This window comes from Streptomyces laculatispora (assembly GCF_017353455.1).
In the GTDB taxonomy this organism is placed as follows: Bacteria; Actinomycetota; Actinomycetes; order Streptomycetales; family Streptomycetaceae; genus Streptomyces; species Streptomyces laculatispora.
In genome coordinates, this window is record NZ_JAFMPZ010000461.1 from 1 (window position 1) to 15,558 (window position 15,558).

Consider the following 15,558-nt stretch of genomic DNA (forward strand, 5'->3'; position numbering starts at 1 on the left):
CGCGCGACCGCGGACGCCGGGGTGCGCCCCCTTCCCCCGGCGTCCGCGGTCGCGCGGCACAGCCGGCCCGTCCGGCGATCGAGGACAGCGGCCGCGGGGCTACTGGGCCCGGTTCACCGCGGACAGCACCGCCGCCACCGACGCCGCGAGGGCGGACGCGTCCTGGCCCGCCCCCCAGCGCACCTCACCGCCGACCCGGCACTCCGCGTACGACGTCACCGTGGACCACGCCGCATCCGCCCCGTGCTCCGAGTAGTCGAGGATCGTGACCTCCACTCCCGCGGCCGCCAGCGCTTCCGTGAACGCGGACACCGTGCCGCTGCCCGTGCCCTCGTAGTCGCCCTCGCGGCCGTCCACCCGCAGCGTGCAGACGAACCGGTGGCCACCGGCCGGATCGTGCTCCGCCGACCAGGACGTCAGGGCGATCGCCCCGTCCCGCCCGGGGACCAGGTACGTCGCCTCGAACAGCTCCCACAGATCCTTCGAGGTGGCCTCCAGACCGCTGTCGTCCGTCGCGGTCTGCACCGTACGGGAGAAGTCCGCCCGCATCCGGGCCGGCAGGTCCACACCGTGGTTGCTGCGCAGCAGATGGGCGATGCCACCCTTGCCGGACTGGCTGTTGACCCGGATGACGGCCTCGTAACTACGCCCCACATCCGCCGGATCGATCGGCAGATACGGCACCGACCACACCTCGGAGCCGCTGCTCGCGTGGTGTGCGAAGCCCTTGCTGATCGCGTCCTGATGGGTGCCGGAGAACGCGGTGTACACCAGGTCGCCGCCGTAGGGATGGCGCGGCGGCACCGGCAGCCGGTTGCAGTGCTCCACGGTGCGGCGGATCTCGTCGATGTCCGAGAAGTCGATCATCGGGTCGACGCCCTGGGCGTGCAGGTTCAGCGCCAGATTGACCAGGTCGACATTGCCGGTGCGCTCCCCGTTGCCGAACAGGCAGCCCTCCACCCGCTGCGCCCCCGCCAGCACCGCGAGCTCCGCGCACGCCACCCCCGTACCGCGGTCGTTGTGCGGGTGGACGGAGAGGATCACCGAGTCGCGCCGGTCCAGGTGGCGGTGCATGTACTCGATCTGGTCGGCGTACACGTTGGGCGTCGCGATCTCCACCGTGGCCGGCAGGTTGTGGATCACCGGCCGGTCCGGTGAGGCGTCCCAGAGCGCGGTGAGGCTGTTGCAGAGCTCCAGGACGTAGTCCGGCTCGGTGAGGACGAAGACCTCGGGCGAGAACTCGAACCGGATGTCCGCGGCGGGCCTCGCCCGCGCCAGCCGCTCCATCTGCCGCGCGGCGTCCAGCACCACACCGTGCACCTCGGCCCGGTCGCGGCCCAGGACGACGTCCCGCCAGACGGGTGCGGTCGGGATGTACAGATGGACGACCACGCGGTCCATCCCCGCGACGGACTCGAAGGTCCGCTCGATCAGATCCGCCTTGGCCGGGGTGAAGACGACCACCGTCACGTCGTCCGGCACGGCCCCGCTCCGGGCCAGGTGCCGGACGAAGTCGAAGTCGGTGCGGCTCGCGGACGGGTAGCCGACCTCGATCTCCTTGAAGCCCATCGCGACCAGCAGATCGAACATCCGGCGCTTGCGCGGGGTGTCCATCGGTTCGGCCAGCGCCTGGTTGCCGTCCCGCAGATCGACGGGCACCCAGAGCGGGGGGCGCTCGATCCGGGCCTGCGGCCAGCTGCGCCCGGTCAGCGGGATCTCGACGCGGTCGAAGGCGGAACGGTAGCGGTACGACGGCATCGAGCTGGAGCGTTGCCGGTTCCAGTGGGGCGCGGCCTCGGGTACCGGCCCGCGCGGCGTGCAGATCGTGGGGAAGCTGTGCATCGGTGACAGACGGTCGGACATGAACGCGGTCTCTTCTCGCATCGCCGGATGCGACCGGCACAGCACGGCACCCCGCGGCGGGGTGCCGATCGCTTCAGGCCCCGCCGCGGCAGCCGAGAAGAAGGAGACCGCGGTACGTCATGACCGGTACAGTAGCCAGAAAACAAGTCCTCAGACAACCTGACAGGTGAATGCGTGTCCTCGCTCGGTCCACTCCGCCCCAGCCCTCTGGTCGAACAGGCCACGAGCCATCTGCGCGCGCAGATCACCGAGGGGCACTGGCCGGTCGGTACGAAGATCCCCGGCGAGACCACCCTCGCCAAGACGCTGGGCGTGGGCCGCTCCACCGTCCGTGAGGCGGTGCGCACACTCGCCGCGCTCGGCCTGCTCCAGTCCCGCCAGGGGGCCGGCGTCTTCGTCATCGCCGACCACGCGACCGAGGACTGGCCGGTCCGGCTGCGCCGGGCCGCGGTCGCCGACGTCTACGAGGTGCGCATGCTGATCGAGGTCCAGGCCGCCCGGCTGGCCGCCCGGCGCCGCACCGACGAGGACCTGGCCGCCCTGGACACGGCGCTCACGGCACGGCGGGCAGCGGGCGCAGGCCCGGACGACGGGTTCGTGGACGCGGACATCGCCCTGCACCGGGCTGTGGTGGCGGCCGCCCACAACCCCGTACTCAGCGACCTCTTCGGGGAGTTCGCCCCCGCGCTGCGGCAGGCGCTCATCGACCTGGTGGAGCTGACCGGCCTGCGCCGCGACGAACCGCACCACGGTGACGCGGCACACCGGGCGCTGGTCACGGCGGTCGTGGCGGGCGACGCGGAAGCGGCGGGCCGGGCCGCCGAGGCCGGGCTGGAACAGACCCTGGCCCGGCTGCGCGCCACCTGACCGGCCCCTAGACCGCCCCCGATTCCCGCCACTCCTGCGCGTACTCGTCGAAGACCGCCCGCAGCTGGTGCCCGATCTTCAGATAGTCCAGGTCGTCCAGATTGGCCAGCGAGACCCGGACCGACCACTCGGGGCCGTCGAAGCCGCCCCCGTTCAGCAGCACCACGGACGTCTGCTCGGCCAGCCGGAACAGCCGGTCGACGGGCTCGTAGTTCTGCTCCAGATAGTCGGCGAACTCCTTGCCCAGGGTGCGCTCCGCCTCGGCCAGCAGGTCGAGTTCGATGTAGTACGAGGCCCGCTTGGGGTCCTCCGAGATCTTCATGTGGGCGCCCTCCAGCAGGAGTTCGAGGCGCTGCCGCACGATCGAGCGAATCCGGGCCTTGTACGCCTGGCCCTCGTCCAGCATGTCGAACAGCGAGAAGAGCGTCATCATCACCTGCTGCGGCAGCGAGAGGCCCGCCGTGTGGTTCAGCGCCACCTGCCGGGAGTCCGCGACCAGCCGGTCGATGAACCGGATCGTCTCCGGCTCCAGGGACAGCGTCCCGTAGCGGCTGTTCAGGCGCGCCTTCTCCGCGGCGCCCTGCGCCCGCAGCATGTCGTCGATGACGTTGTCGTCGTGCAGCCCGATGACGCCGAGCCGCCAGCCGGTGGCGCCGTAGTGCTTGGAGTAGGAGTACACGAGCAGAGTGTTGCGCGGCAGGTCGGCGGCGAGGGAGCGGAAGTCCTCGACGAAGGTCCCGTAGACGTCGTCCGTCACCACGATCAGGTTCGGGTTCCGGTCCGCGACGATCGACATGATCTGCTCGGTGACCTGCGGCGCGAGCGCGAGGGACGGCGGGTTGCTCGGGTTGACGCAGCAGACCAGCCTCACCGAGGGGTCGGCCAGCTTGGCGATCTCCTCCGGCGGGTAGCGCCACTGGCGCACACCGGTCTCGGTGAACAGGTTCGCCTCGACGCGGACGACGTCGAAGTCGTACGTGTCGAGCTCGGGAATCTCCAGGTACGGCGTGAACACCGGCACCATCAGCGCGATCCGGTCACCCTTGCGCAGGATTTCGTTCTTCATCAGCGAGTCGAAGATGTAGCACATCGCCGCCGTGCCGCCCTCGGTCGCGAACAGGCTCAGCCGCTGCCCCTCCGGCGGCCGGTGGTCGAACATCTCGTCGGCCACGTACCCGCGCACGACCTGCTCCACATGCGTCAGGATCCGTCCCGGCACCGGGTAGTTGTCGCCGATCGAGGAGTCCGCCAGCTCGTGGACGAACGCGTCCGGCACGAAGCCGAACCGCTTGACCGCCAGATCGACGCTCGCCTTGAGCAGCTCGACCCCGGGCAGATCCGGATGCGTGCGGACGAAGGAGGCGAAGCGCTCCGCGCAGCCGGCCTCCTCGGGCATCCCGCCCAGGTTGTCGGCCGTCCAGACCCGCCGGGACTCGGCGAGCGCGAAGTAGCCGAGCGCGTGGTACGCCTCCCGGGGGCCGGTGGCGATCCAGTTCGGGTTGCCGCGGCCCGCGTTGAGCATGGCCCGCATCGCCTTGCCCTTCTGGCCGGGTTTGCCGCTCTGCTCGGCCTGGGCGATGCTGATGAACTTGTCCTTCAGCTCGAACGGGCTGAGCCGGGCGAACGACCGGATCTCGGCGCGGCTGAGGGTGGCCTTGGGCATGTCTGCGCTCCCGTGTTCTGGTTCAGTGGTTGAGGATCACGATCACGGCGCCCCACACGGTCAGCAGCACATGGCCGACGGCGTACGGGATCGTGTAGCCGAGCGTGGGGGCGGTGGCGACCAGACAGCCCGTCACCGCGCCGAGCGCGATGGCCCGGTAGCGGATCCTCCCGATCAGGAAGCCGAGCGCGACGACCAGGAAGACCAGCAGCTCGGGATGGGGCGTGAAGATGTTGCGGTTGAGGAAGTCGATCATTCAGGCCCCCAGGACGCCGACGAGGATGGGGCCGGTGAGTGGTAGCAGGAAGTTCGAGAGCGCGTACGTGATCGTGTAGCCGAGCAGCGGTACGGAGCTCTGCGCCACCTGGGTGATGGAGGTGATCGCCGGGGTCGAGCACTGCTGCCCCGCGATGGCCCCGATCAGCAGCGGTTTCTCGATCCGCAGGAGCTTCACCCCGATGATCAGTGAGATGGACGCGGGGATCAGCACCATGGCGATGCCGGCGAACGGCAGCAGCGCGCCGTACTCCTTCAGCAGCGGCCAGGCCTGCGGTCCGGCGGTCAGACCGGTGCAGGCGATGAAGATGGCCAGGCCCAGGTCCTTGAGGGTGTTCGCGGCCTGCGGCGGGAAGGCCCCGAAGGTCTGCCTGCGGGAGCGGAACCAGCCGAGGAGCAGCCCGGTGACCAGGCAGCCGCCGCCGGTGCCGAGCGACAGCGGGATGTCGCCGATCCGCACGACGATCTGGCCGAGCAGTGAGCCGGCCACGATGCCGAGTCCGAGGTAGATGTAGTCGGTCGTGTCGTTCTTGACGACCGCGCCGATCTTCGCGACGAGCCGGTCGAGCCCGGCCCGGGCACCGACCAGGGTCAGTACGTCGCCGCGCTGGACCGTGGTCTCGGCCGAGGCGGGCAGATGCTGGTCGTTGCGCAGGACATCGGTGATGTAGACGCCGTCCTTGCGGAACTCGGGATGGGTCTGCTCCAGCTGGGCGATGGTCGACCCGGCGGTGGCCTTCTCGGTCACCGCGACCTGACGGGTGGCCAGCGGAGTGTCCAGGCCCGGTACCGCCGGTGTCTCCGGGCCGATCTCGCGGCCGGCCGTGATGATCGCGGCGCGCCGCCCGACGACCTGGACCAGGTCGCTCAGGATCAGCTCCAGCTCGGGTGCGGGGTCGAGCACCTTGCTGCCGCGCTTGACGCCCTCGACCGTGACGGCGCCGCCCAGCGAGGCCTCCAGCTCGCCGATCAGGCGGCCGTCCGCCAGCGTCACCAGGAAGGTGCGGCCCACCGTCCGCGGCAGCGCCTCCCGCTCGTCCTCCTCCAGGCCGCGGACCCCGCCGCGCATCTTCTCCCACAGTTCGCGCGAGGCGTCCGCGAGGTTGATGCGCAGCAGCATCGGCATGATCTGGCTGGTGAACAGCACGATGGTGATCAGGCCGAAGAGGTAGCAGACGGTGTACGCGGTGGCGACATGCCCCTGGTACTGGGTGATCTGGCTCGGGCTCAGGCCGTCGAGCTTGGCGATGGCCTCGGTGGCCGTACCGACGACGGCGGACTCGGTCGCCGCGCCCGCCAGGATGCCCGAAGCGGTCCCCACGTCGAGGTCGAACGCCTTGGCGAGGCCGAAGGCGATGCCGAGCACACAGACCAGTTCGACGAGGCAGAGGGCGAAGAAGCGCAGGCTCTTGCGGTTGAGGTTGGCGAAGAACTGCGGACCGGCCAGATAGCCCAGCGAGAAGATGAACAGCGCGAAGAAGACGGTCTTGACGTCGTCGTTGACGCTGACGTGCCGGGTGCCGATCAGCAGCGCGACGATCAGCGTCCCGCAGATGCCGCCGAGGGTGATCGGGCCGACGCGGATCCTGCCCAGGAGATAGCCGAGGGACAGACAGAGGAAGAGTGCGAGTTCGGGATGGTCGCGGACGACTCCCATCCGGCCTCACCCACCCAAGCGAACATAAAGGGTCAATAGGTAAATAGTGGAGAATTTAACAGGCCGTGAGGTGCCAGGCATTTCCGGTCAGTTGTCCGTATTCCGGACCCCCTGCCGGTGGCTGTGTGTGCGCTTGAGCGCCTCGTCGGATTCGGGGAAAGAACGCGCGAGTGGTCCCGGCCGCCCCTGTGGTGCGGTGTCCCGTTCACCTTCCGTTGGGCTCCTGCGGTCCGGCCGCGGGTGAGGGAGGCGGTTTTCGGACCGCTCCGGAAATCCGGTCCGATGGGGGCGGCTTCCCGCCGCTGCCCCGGTGATCCACTCCCAACACCGCCCTCACCTGCGGGGATTCGGGAGTCGTCTGCTCCGGTTTCCTGGTCCGCGCGCTTTGGCAAGCCTTTGGCCGGACACGGTCTCGTGACTTGCAGGACACGCTCGCGCAACGGAAGCGTCTTCAAGTCTTGACACCCACCCCTCCCAGGCAGGAACCTTCCGACATCGACGCATGGGAGCGCTCCCACATTGCATGAGGATTTCTCGTGCGAACGGCACTGCCCGTGTCCTCCCCCCTGAACCACCTGGCACCCGCACCCACCAGCGCGTATGCCACGCAGTCAGAACGCCAGTCCCACCCTGGAACAAGGAGTAGTGGAATGCGTATCACCCGCACCGTCGCCGGCCGAAGCCGCAGAGCCGCGGTTCTGGTCACCACGGGCCTGACAGCCTCGGCCCTCCTGCTGACCGGCTGCAGCAGCGACTCGGACTCATCGGACACGAGCTCCGATGCGAACGGGAAGATCACGCTGACCGTCGCCGACTTCGGGCAGTTCGGCTACAAGGAAGCCGGCCTCTTCGCCAAGTACCACGAGCTGAACCCCAACATCACGGTCAAGGAAGACACCACCGCCGAAGAGAAGAACTACTACCCGAAGCTGCTCCAGCAGCTGAGTGCGGGCAGCGGACTGGCCGACGTCCAGGGCATCGAGGTCGGCCGGGTCAAGGAGCTCGCCGACACCAAGGCGGACCAGTTCGCCGACCTGAGCAAGGTGATCGACGTCAACGAGTGGGTGTCCTGGAAGGAGAAGCAGGCCACCACCAAGGACGGCAAGGTGATCGGCGCGGGTACCGACATCGGCCCGATGTCGCTCTGCTACAACACCGAGCTGTTCAGGAAGGCCGGCCTGCCGACCGACCGCAAGGACGTCGCCGCCAAGATCGCCGGGGGCTGGGAGGACTACCTCAAGCTCGGTGAGGAGTACAAGAAGAAGGCGCCCGCGGGCACGTACTTCATGGACTCCGCGAGCGCCATGTACAACGCCGTCGTCAGCTCGAACGCGAAGCAGTACTACGACGAGAGCGGCCGGCCGGTCTACAAGGACAGCGCCAGCGTCAAGCAGGGCTGGGACCTGTCGGCCGAGGCCGCGGACAAGAAGCTGACCCAGGGCCTCGCCCAGTTCGGTGACCCCTGGAAGGCCGCGCTGCGCAAGAGCACCATGGCCACCGTGGCCTGCCCCGCCTGGATGGCCGGTCAGATCTCGATCGCGGCCGGTGACGCCAACAAGGGCAAGTGGGACATCACCACGGCGCCCGGCGAAACCGCGGCCAACTGGGGCGGCTCCTTCCTCGGTGTGCCGACCGCCGGCAAGCACGTCGCCGAGGCCAGCAAGCTCGTCAAGTGGCTGACCGCCCCCGAGCAGCAGGCCGCCGTCTTCAAGGCGATCGGCAGCTTCCCGTCCAACAAGGGCGCGTACGACCTGCCCGACGTGAAGAACGCGAAGCTCCCGTACTTCAACGACGCCCCGATCGGCCAGATCTACGCCGACGAGGCCAAGTCCATCCCCGAGACGGTTCTCGGCCCGAAGGACGCCGTCATCAAGGACACCATCTCCACCCAGATCAACAACATGGAGCAGCGCGGCACGAGCCCCGACAAGGCATGGAAGGCGGCGACGGAGGCGATCGACAAGGCGATCGGCTGACGGTCGCAGCAGCGGGCGGCCCCCGGGCCGCCCGCACCTGCGTGTCCCCATCCCGCGCCGGCCCGGCCCGTCTCCCGGCGGGCTTGCACGGGGCGACCGGGTACCTCCCCGGCCGCCCCGCGGAAGCCCACCGCGTGCAACGCCCCCGTACCCGGGTAACCAAGCAATCCAGGGAAGGACTCCCGCCCGTGGCCACCTCGACTCCCACCCGGGATGCACACACCCCGCCGCCCGGCGGCTCCCCGCACAAACCGGTGAACGCCCGTCGGCAGACGTGGCGGAGCCGGCTCTGGCGCTTCGACGACAAGGCATCGCCGTACGCCTACATAGCCCCGTTCTTCCTCGTCTTCGGCGCCTTCGGGCTCTACCCGCTGATCTACACGGGCTGGATCGCCCTGCACCGGGTGGAGATGACCGGCCTGGACCGGATGGAGTGGGTCGGCTGGGCCAACTTCGACAGGATCCTGCACGACGCGGAGTTCTGGACCGCCGTCAGCAACACCTTCCTGATCGGTGTCATGTCGACGGTCCCGCAGCTGCTGGTCGCGCTCGGCCTGGCCCATCTGCTGAACTACAAGCTGCGCGCCAGCACCTTCTGGCGGACGGTCATCCTCACCCCGTACGCCACCTCGGTGGCCTCCGCGGCCCTCGTCTTCGCCCTCGTCTTCCGGGCCGACGGCGGCCTGCTGAACTGGGCACTGCACTTCATCGGCCTCGGCCACACCAACTGGGCCAACGGGCACTGGACTTCCAAGATCGCCATCTCGGTCATCGTGATCTGGCGCTGGACCGGCTACAACACCCTGATCTACCTGGCGGCCATGCAGGCCGTGCCGACCGATCTGTACGAGGCCGCCTCGCTCGACGGAGCCTCCCGCTGGCAGCAGTTCCGCAAGGTGACCATCCCCTCGCTGCGGCCCACGATCCTCTTCACGATCGTCATCTCGACCATCGGCTCCATGCAGCTGTTCGGTGAACCCCTGCTCCTGGAGGGCGGCACGCTCGGAGCGATCGGCGGGAACGAGCATCAGTACGAGACCCTCAGCGTCTACCTCTACAACTACGGCTGGAACCTGGGGCATCTCGGTCCGGCCGCCGCAGTGGCCTGGGCGATGCTCGCGCTCCTGCTGATCATCGCCGCGGTCAACTGGCTCTTCGGCCGCTTCGTACGCACATCCGCGGTCTGACCGGGAGCGATATCCATGACCATCACCAGCCCCACCCAAGCTCCGGGGTCCGTCCTCCCGGCACCTGCCGTGCACCGCGCACCGAAGCGCGCCGGCCGCTTCAGGCCCGGCGCGGGCCAGCAGCTGAAGGGCGGCCCGTTCGCCTACATCGCACTGGCCGTCGTCGGCATCGGCTCGCTGCTCCCGCTGTACTGGACCCTGGTGGCCGCGTCCCACACCCAGGACGAAGTACTGGCCAGCACCCCGCCGTTCCTGCCCGGCGGACGGCTGATGCACAACCTCGACGCCGCCTGGAACCAGGCCCATCTGGGCAAGGCGATCGTCAACAGCTTCATCGTCTCCTCCTGCATCACGGTGGCGACGCTCTTCTTCTGCACCCTGGCCGGCTACGCCTTCGCCAAGATGCGGTTCCGCGGCCGCGGCGCGCTGATGACCGGAGTCATCGCGACCCTGACCATCCCGCCGCAGCTCAGCGTCGTCCCGCTGTTCATGCTGATGTCCGACCTCGGCTGGGGCGGAAGCCTGGAGTCGGTGATCTTCCCGACCCTGGTGAGCGCGTTCGGCGTGTTCTTCATGCGGCAGTACCTGAGCGAGGCACTCCCGTACGAACTCATCGAGGCCGCCAAGATCGACGGCGCGAACAACTTCCGCGTCGTGCTGAGCATCGTGCTCCCGGTGGCCCGCCCCGCGATGATGGTGCTCGGCATGCTCACCTTCGTCCAGGCGTGGAACGACTTCTTCTGGCCCTACCTCGCACTGAACCAGCAGAACCCCACGCTCCAGGTGGCCCTCGGCCAGCTGAGTGCCTCCTACACCCCCGACCAGAGCATCGTGATGGCAGGCGCGCTGATCAGCACGCTGCCGCTGCTCGCGGTGTTCGTGCTCTTCGGCAAGCGGATCGTCGGCGGGATCATGTCCGGCGCCGTCAAGGGCTGACCCCTCGTCAATGACCGCTTCCGGAAGCCCCGTACGGCCCGCACCTGACCGCGGGCCGTACGGGTTCCGGAGTTCCACCTTTCCCCGCCCCTGTCCGTCCACTCCTGGGAGCGCTCCCGCATGACTGCTGTACGACCTGACATCGCCCCGAAGCAGGCGCCCGAGGCAACGAGATTTCCGACAGGCTTCGTCTGGGGGGCGGCCACCGCCGCCTACCAGGTCGAGGGCGCCGCGGCCGAGGACGGCCGCACCCCCTCCATCTGGGACACCTTCAGCCGTACGCCGGGCAAGGTCCGCAACGGCGACACCGGAGACATCGCCGCCGATCACTACCACCTGTACCGCGACGACGTGGCGCTCATGAAGCGGCTCGGGCTGAAGGCGTACCGCTTCTCCATCTCCTGGTCCCGGGTGCAGCCCACCGGGCGCGGCCCCGCCGTCGAACGCGGGCTGGACTTCTACCGCAAGCTCGTCGACGAGCTGCTCGAAGCCGGCATCACCCCGGTCGCCACCCTCTATCACTGGGACCTGCCCCAGGAGCTGGAGGACGCCGGCGGCTGGCCGCAGCGGGTGACCTCGGACCGGTTCGCCGACTACGCCGCGATCATGGCGGGCGCCCTCGGGGACCGCGTCGGGACGTGGACCACCTTCAACGAGCCCTGGTGCTCGGCCTTCCTCGGATACGGCTCCGGCGTGCACGCTCCCGGCCGCACCGAGCCCGCCTCCGCCCTGCGGGCGGCCCATCACCTCAATCTCGCCCACGGCCGGGCGATCGAGGTTCTGCGCGGTCAACTCCCCGCTGCCGCGCAGACCTCGGTCACCCTCAACCTCCACCAGGTCCGCCCGCTCACCGCGAGCGCGGCCGACGCCGACGCCGCCCGCCGGATCGACGCGGTGGGCAACCGGATCTTCACCGGTCCGATGCTGCGCGGCGAGTACCCCGAGGACCTGATCGCCGACACCAGGCACCTGGTGGACTGGTCGACGCTGGTCCACGACGGCGACCTGGCCGCCATCTCCGGCCCGATCGACGTCCTCGGCGTCAACTACTACACGCCGACGCTGGTCTCCACCCCCGAGAAGGGCGCGGGCAGTACTCGCGACGACGGGCACGGCGCCAGCGACTACTCCCCGTGGCCCGGCTCCGAGCACGTCGCCTTCCACCTCTCGGAGGGCAAGCAGCGCACCGCGATGAACTGGGCGATCGACCCGGACGGGCTGTACAACCTGCTCATGGACACCAGCCGGGACCACCCGGAGGTGCCGCTGATGGTCACCGAGAACGGTGCGGCCTTCGACGACTACGTCTCGCCCGAGGGCCGGGTGGAGGACCCCGAGCGGATCGCGTACCTGCACGGGCACCTCGACGCGGTGCAGCGCGCGGTGGCCGACGGCGCCGACGTCCGGGGCTACTTCCTGTGGTCGCTGATGGATAACTTCGAGTGGGCGTACGGCTACTCGAAGCGCTTCGGCACCGTGTACGTCGACTACGCCTCCCAGCGCCGCATTCCCAAGGCGAGTGCCCACTGGTACGCCGACGTGATCCGCCGCCACGCCCTGCCGCCGACCGGCCCTTCCTGAGGTGAGACCGGTCAACTCCAGCTGATCTGGCGGGGGTTCACCGGAATCGTCCGAGCAGGTGCCACCCCTGAGACCCGGCCCCGCGCCGGGTCTCAGTCATGTCCGGATGCCGGCCGCACGAGGCCGCACCCCGGCTCGCGCGCGCCGCTTGACCACGCGCGTAGAGTGGGAGCGCTCCCACGATGAGGGCGGGGGAGCGGCCGACCGGTCCCGCCGAGTGTCAAGAGAGCCAACACCAGGACTTGGTTTGGTTATCCGACTGTGAGAAATTGACCGCGAACGGGAGGCAGCCATGACGGCAGCGCGAGTACGGAGCGGGGGCCGGCCCACGCTAGAGGAAGTCGCGGCACGGGCGGGAGTGGGCCGCGGCACGGCCTCGCGGGTCATCAACGGCTCACCGCGGGTCAGTGCGCACACCCGGGAGGCGGTGGAGGCGGCCGTCGCCGAGCTGGGCTACGTACCCAACCGCGCCGCCCGCGCCCTGGCCGGGAACCGTACGGACGCCATCGCGCTCGTGGTGCCGGAGTCGGAGAGCCGCTTCTTCGCGGAGCCCTACTTCTCCGACATCGTGCGCGGGGTCGGCGCGGCCCTGGCCGACACCGAGATGCAGCTGCTGCTCACCCTCGTCGGCAGTGACCGCGAACGCCGCAGGCTGGCCCAGTACCTGACCGCGCACCGCGTGGACGGCGTGCTGCTGGTCTCGGTGCACGCCGACGACCCGCTGCCCGACCTGTTGGAGCAACTGGGCATGCCCGCGGTGATGAACGGCCGCAGGTCCGCCACGGAGCCGCTGCCCTCGGTCGACTCCGACAACTTCGAGGGTGCTCGCGGCGCCGTCGAGCACCTCGCCTCCCGGGGCCGCCGCTCGATCGCCACCATCACCGGGCGACTGGACGTCTACGCCTCCCAGCGGCGCCTGGACGGGTACCGCAAGGCAGTCTCCGAGGCCGGTCTGGAGCCGGACGAGCGGCTGATCGCCCCCGCCGACTTCTCCGAGGAGGGCGGCGTGCGGGCCATGCGCGAGCTGCTCGCCCGCCGCCCGGACCTGGACGCGGTCTTCGCCGCGTCCGACCTGATGGCCGCAGGCGCCCGCCAGGTGCTGCGCGAGGCCGGCCGGCGCATCCCGGACGACGTGGCCCTCATCGGCTTCGACGACTCGGCCGTGGCCCGTCACATGGACCCCGCGCTGACGAGCGTGCGGCAGCCGATCGAGGAGATGGGGCGCACGATGACCCGGGTGCTCCTCGACATGATCGCGGGCGAGAGTGCCGAGCGGCCGCAGATCGTGCTCCCCACCGAACTGATCGTCCGCGACTCCTCGTGACGAGCATCACACCGTAGCCCTCCGGCGGGGCGCGGGAAACGGAAAGGCCCCGGTCCCGGACCTGGGCCTTTCCCGTGTTTCCGTGATGTCCCCAAGGAACGGGACATGAAGAAGGGCTGACCCGTTTTCACAGGCCAGCCCTTGATCATTCAGGGTGAGTAACGGGACTCGAACCCGCGACATCCTGGACCACAACCAGGTGCTCTACCGTCTGAGCTATACCCACCACGTCCGGTCTTTTTCTGACCGGCCGAGAAAAAGTGTACAGGGTCTTGGAGGGTGCTCGCGCCTCCATTGTTCAACCGCCGGTCCCGGCCCCCGGAAGGGCCGTGACCAGCAGCTTCCCACGATGCTAGACCGAGGGCGGGGTCAGCCGCGCCGCGATCGACTTCGCGCGTTCCGAGTCCGGTCCCGGCTGCGGGACGAAGACCGCCTCGCGGTAGTAGCGCAGCTCGGTGATGGAGTCGCGGATGTCCGCGAGCGCCCGGTGGTTGCCGTTCTTTTCGGGACTGTTGAAATACGCCCTCGGGAACCAGCGGCGGGCCAGTTCCTTGACCGAGGAGACATCGACGATCCGGTAGTGGAGGTAGCCCTCCAGCGACGGCATGTCCCGCAGCAGGAATCCGCGGTCGGTGCCGACCGTGTTCCCGCAGAGCGGGGCCTTGCCGGGCTCCTTCACGTGCTCGCGCACATAGGCCAGGACCCTCTCCTCGGCGTCGGCCAGGGTGGTGCCCCCGGCCAGCTCGTCGAGCAGGCCCGAGGCGGTGTGCATCTGCCGCACTACCTCGGGCATGGTCTCCAGGGCCGCGTCCGGCGGGCGGATCACGATGTCCACCCCGTCGCCGAGCACGTTCAACTCCGAGTCGGTGACCAGTGCGGCCACCTCGATGAGTGCGTCTTCCGTCAACGAGAGCCCGGTCATCTCGCAGTCGATCCACACCATGCGGTCGTTCATGCGCCCCACCCTACGGGGCGCTCCGCTGCCCCGGCAGGGCCGGGCGCCCTGCCGCGTAGGCGTCGGAGCCCGGCCTCCCGTGCTCGGCGCGGCCCGCGTCCAGCGCTGCCGGGGCAGCGGCGGACTGACCCGCGGGAGCGGCCGCCGCGGCGGCACGACGGCCCGCGGGACTGCCCTGGGCGGGCACCACCTCGGCGACCTGGCCGACCGGCTCAGGACCTCCGCCCTGCGGGCGACGGGCCCGGTAGGCGGCCCGGTACGCGGCGGGGGAGGAGCCCAGCTGACGCCGGAAGTGTCCGCGCAGCGCGACCGGCGAGCGGAAGCCGCAGCGGCCCGCGACCTCGTCGACCGAGTAGTCGGACGTCTCCAGCAGCCGCTGCGCCTGCAGCACCCGCTGGGTGATCAGCCACTGGAGCGGCGCGCTGCCGGTGAGCGAACGGAACCTCCGGTCAAAGGTCCGCCGGCTCATGTAGGCGCGCGCGGCGAGCGTCTCCACGTCGAACTGCTCGTGCAGATGCTCCAGCGCCCAGGCCACGACCTCGGCGAGCGGGTCGGAGCCGATCTCCTCGGGTAAAGACCTGTCGAGGTAGCGCTCCTGGCCGCCACTGCGCCGCGGCGGCACGACGAGCCGGCGGGCGAGTGCCCCGGCGGCCTCCGTGCCGTGGTCCGAGCGGACTATGTGCAGACAGAGATCGATGCCGGCCGCCGTGCCCGCGGAGGTGAGCACATCGCCGTCGTCGACGAACAGTTCGCGCGGATCGACGTGGACCGACGGATAGCGCTTGGCCAGCGTCGGTGCGTACATCCAGTGCGTGGTCGCCGGGCGGCCGTCGAGCAGTCCGGCCGCGGCGAGGACGAAGGCCCCCGTGCACAGCCCGACGATTCTGGCGCCCTCCTCGTGGGCGCGGCGCAGCGCGTCCAGTGCCTCCACGGGCGGTGGCGAGGTGATCGAGCGCCAGGCGGGCACCACGACGGTGCCGGCCCTGCTGATCGCCTCCAGCCCGTAGGGCGCGGTGAGTTCGAGTCCCCCTGTGGTGCGCAGCGGTCCCTCTTCGCCGCTGCACACGAGTAGCCGGTATCGCGGAACTCCCGCGTCCTGGCGGTCGATTCCGAACACGGAGAGCGGGATGGAGCTCTCGAAGATGGGGCCGCCGCTGAACAGCAGTACGGCCACGACCTCTCGGCGCCGGCGCCCGCTCAGCTTCCGTACAGCCTCCGTTGCGGTGGCGGAGTCCTGGCTCATGACGCTAAGCCCAATACCGTTCAGTTAAGC

General features: G+C 69.7%; 12 protein-coding genes and 1 tRNA gene. 6 read left to right on the forward strand and 7 right to left on the reverse strand.

The annotated features are described in order from the left end of the window. Window positions 1–99 precede the first annotated feature (99 nt). Entirely contained in the window at window positions 100–1,863 is a 1,764-nt protein-coding gene (locus J1C73_RS22500) for a 2-isopropylmalate synthase (protein ID WP_242644546.1), read from the reverse strand. A 174-nt stretch (window positions 1,864–2,037) separates the two neighbouring features. Here J1C73_RS22500 and J1C73_RS22505 point away from each other — a divergent pair, with 174 nt between their 5' ends. Next, complete coding sequence (locus J1C73_RS22505) at window positions 2,038–2,730, forward strand: FadR/GntR family transcriptional regulator (protein ID WP_207318009.1); 693 nt, start codon at window positions 2,038–2,040, stop codon at window positions 2,728–2,730. A 7-nt stretch (window positions 2,731–2,737) separates the two neighbouring features. On the opposite strand, the gene J1C73_RS22510 is transcribed toward J1C73_RS22505, so the two are convergent. From J1C73_RS22510 to aspT, 3 genes are read right to left on the reverse strand one after another with little or no spacing between them, the layout of a single operon-like run. Then, entirely contained in the window at window positions 2,738–4,393 is a 1,656-nt protein-coding gene (locus J1C73_RS22510; protein WP_207318010.1) for a bifunctional aspartate transaminase/aspartate 4-decarboxylase, read from the reverse strand. A 22-nt stretch (window positions 4,394–4,415) separates the two neighbouring features. After that, window positions 4,416–4,649, reverse strand: coding sequence for a hypothetical protein (locus tag J1C73_RS22515; protein ID WP_207318017.1), 234 nt, complete (start codon window positions 4,647–4,649; stop codon window positions 4,416–4,418). Beyond that, window positions 4,650–6,326, reverse strand: a complete 1,677-nt coding sequence (aspT, locus tag J1C73_RS22520) for an aspartate-alanine antiporter (RefSeq protein WP_207318011.1) — start codon at window positions 6,324–6,326, stop codon at window positions 4,650–4,652. A 650-nt stretch (window positions 6,327–6,976) separates the two neighbouring features. Between aspT and J1C73_RS22525 the strand changes: the two genes are divergently transcribed. The 5 genes from J1C73_RS22525 to J1C73_RS22545 all read left to right on the forward strand — a co-directional run bounded on the left by J1C73_RS22525 (window position 6,977) and on the right by J1C73_RS22545 (window position 13,330). Next, window positions 6,977–8,302 (forward strand): ABC transporter substrate-binding protein, encoded by a 1,326-nt coding sequence (locus J1C73_RS22525; RefSeq protein ID WP_207318012.1) that lies wholly within the window; start codon window positions 6,977–6,979, stop codon window positions 8,300–8,302. A 188-nt stretch (window positions 8,303–8,490) separates the two neighbouring features. Then, entirely contained in the window at window positions 8,491–9,489 is a 999-nt protein-coding gene (locus J1C73_RS22530; RefSeq protein WP_207318013.1) for a carbohydrate ABC transporter permease, read from the forward strand. A 15-nt stretch (window positions 9,490–9,504) separates the two neighbouring features. After that, entirely contained in the window at window positions 9,505–10,425 is a 921-nt protein-coding gene (locus tag J1C73_RS22535; protein WP_207318014.1) for a carbohydrate ABC transporter permease, read from the forward strand. Window positions 10,426–10,545: 120 nt separating this feature from the next. Then, window positions 10,546–12,006, forward strand: a complete 1,461-nt coding sequence (locus tag J1C73_RS22540; protein ID WP_207318015.1) for a GH1 family beta-glucosidase — start codon at window positions 10,546–10,548, stop codon at window positions 12,004–12,006. Window positions 12,007–12,298: 292 nt separating this feature from the next. Beyond that, window positions 12,299–13,330 (forward strand): LacI family DNA-binding transcriptional regulator, encoded by a 1,032-nt coding sequence (locus J1C73_RS22545; protein ID WP_124284083.1) that lies wholly within the window; start codon window positions 12,299–12,301, stop codon window positions 13,328–13,330. Window positions 13,331–13,483: 153 nt separating this feature from the next. Here J1C73_RS22545 and J1C73_RS22550 read toward each other — a convergent pair. The 3 genes from J1C73_RS22550 to J1C73_RS22560 all read right to left on the reverse strand — a co-directional run bounded on the left by J1C73_RS22550 (window position 13,484) and on the right by J1C73_RS22560 (window position 15,528). Next, window positions 13,484–13,556, reverse strand: a tRNA-His gene (locus J1C73_RS22550). A 126-nt stretch (window positions 13,557–13,682) separates the two neighbouring features. Then, window positions 13,683–14,285 carry an oligoribonuclease gene (orn, locus tag J1C73_RS22555; RefSeq protein WP_123471525.1) on the reverse strand — a complete coding sequence of 201 codons (603 nt, stop codon included), beginning with the start codon at window positions 14,283–14,285 and terminating at the stop codon, window positions 13,683–13,685. A 10-nt stretch (window positions 14,286–14,295) separates the two neighbouring features. Further along, entirely contained in the window at window positions 14,296–15,528 is a 1,233-nt protein-coding gene (locus J1C73_RS22560) for a helix-turn-helix domain-containing protein (RefSeq protein ID WP_207318016.1), read from the reverse strand. Between the last annotated feature and the right edge of the window lie 30 nt (window positions 15,529–15,558).

Bases quoted from the DNA above. Each gene is read 5' to 3' on its own strand.
- J1C73_RS22500 (WP_242644546.1), bottom strand. From the start codon at position 1,863: ATGTCCGACCGTCTGTCACCGATGCACAGCTTCCCCACGATCTGCACG.
- J1C73_RS22510 (WP_207318010.1), bottom strand. From the start codon at position 4,393: ATGCCCAAGGCCACCCTCAGCCGCGCCGAGATCCGGTCGTTCGCCCGG.
- J1C73_RS22515 (WP_207318017.1), bottom strand. From the start codon at position 4,649: ATGATCGACTTCCTCAACCGCAACATCTTCACGCCCCATCCCGAGCTG.
- aspT (WP_207318011.1), bottom strand. From the start codon at position 6,326: ATGGGAGTCGTCCGCGACCATCCCGAACTCGCACTCTTCCTCTGTCTG.
- J1C73_RS22525 (WP_207318012.1), top strand. From the start codon at position 6,977: ATGCGTATCACCCGCACCGTCGCCGGCCGAAGCCGCAGAGCCGCGGTT.
- J1C73_RS22535 (WP_207318014.1), top strand. From the start codon at position 9,505: ATGACCATCACCAGCCCCACCCAAGCTCCGGGGTCCGTCCTCCCGGCA.
- J1C73_RS22540 (WP_207318015.1), top strand. From the start codon at position 10,546: ATGACTGCTGTACGACCTGACATCGCCCCGAAGCAGGCGCCCGAGGCA.
- J1C73_RS22545 (WP_124284083.1), top strand. From the start codon at position 12,299: ATGACGGCAGCGCGAGTACGGAGCGGGGGCCGGCCCACGCTAGAGGAA.
- orn (WP_123471525.1), bottom strand. From the start codon at position 14,285: ATGAACGACCGCATGGTGTGGATCGACTGCGAGATGACCGGGCTCTCG.
- J1C73_RS22560 (WP_207318016.1), bottom strand. From the start codon at position 15,528: ATGAGCCAGGACTCCGCCACCGCAACGGAGGCTGTACGGAAGCTGAGC.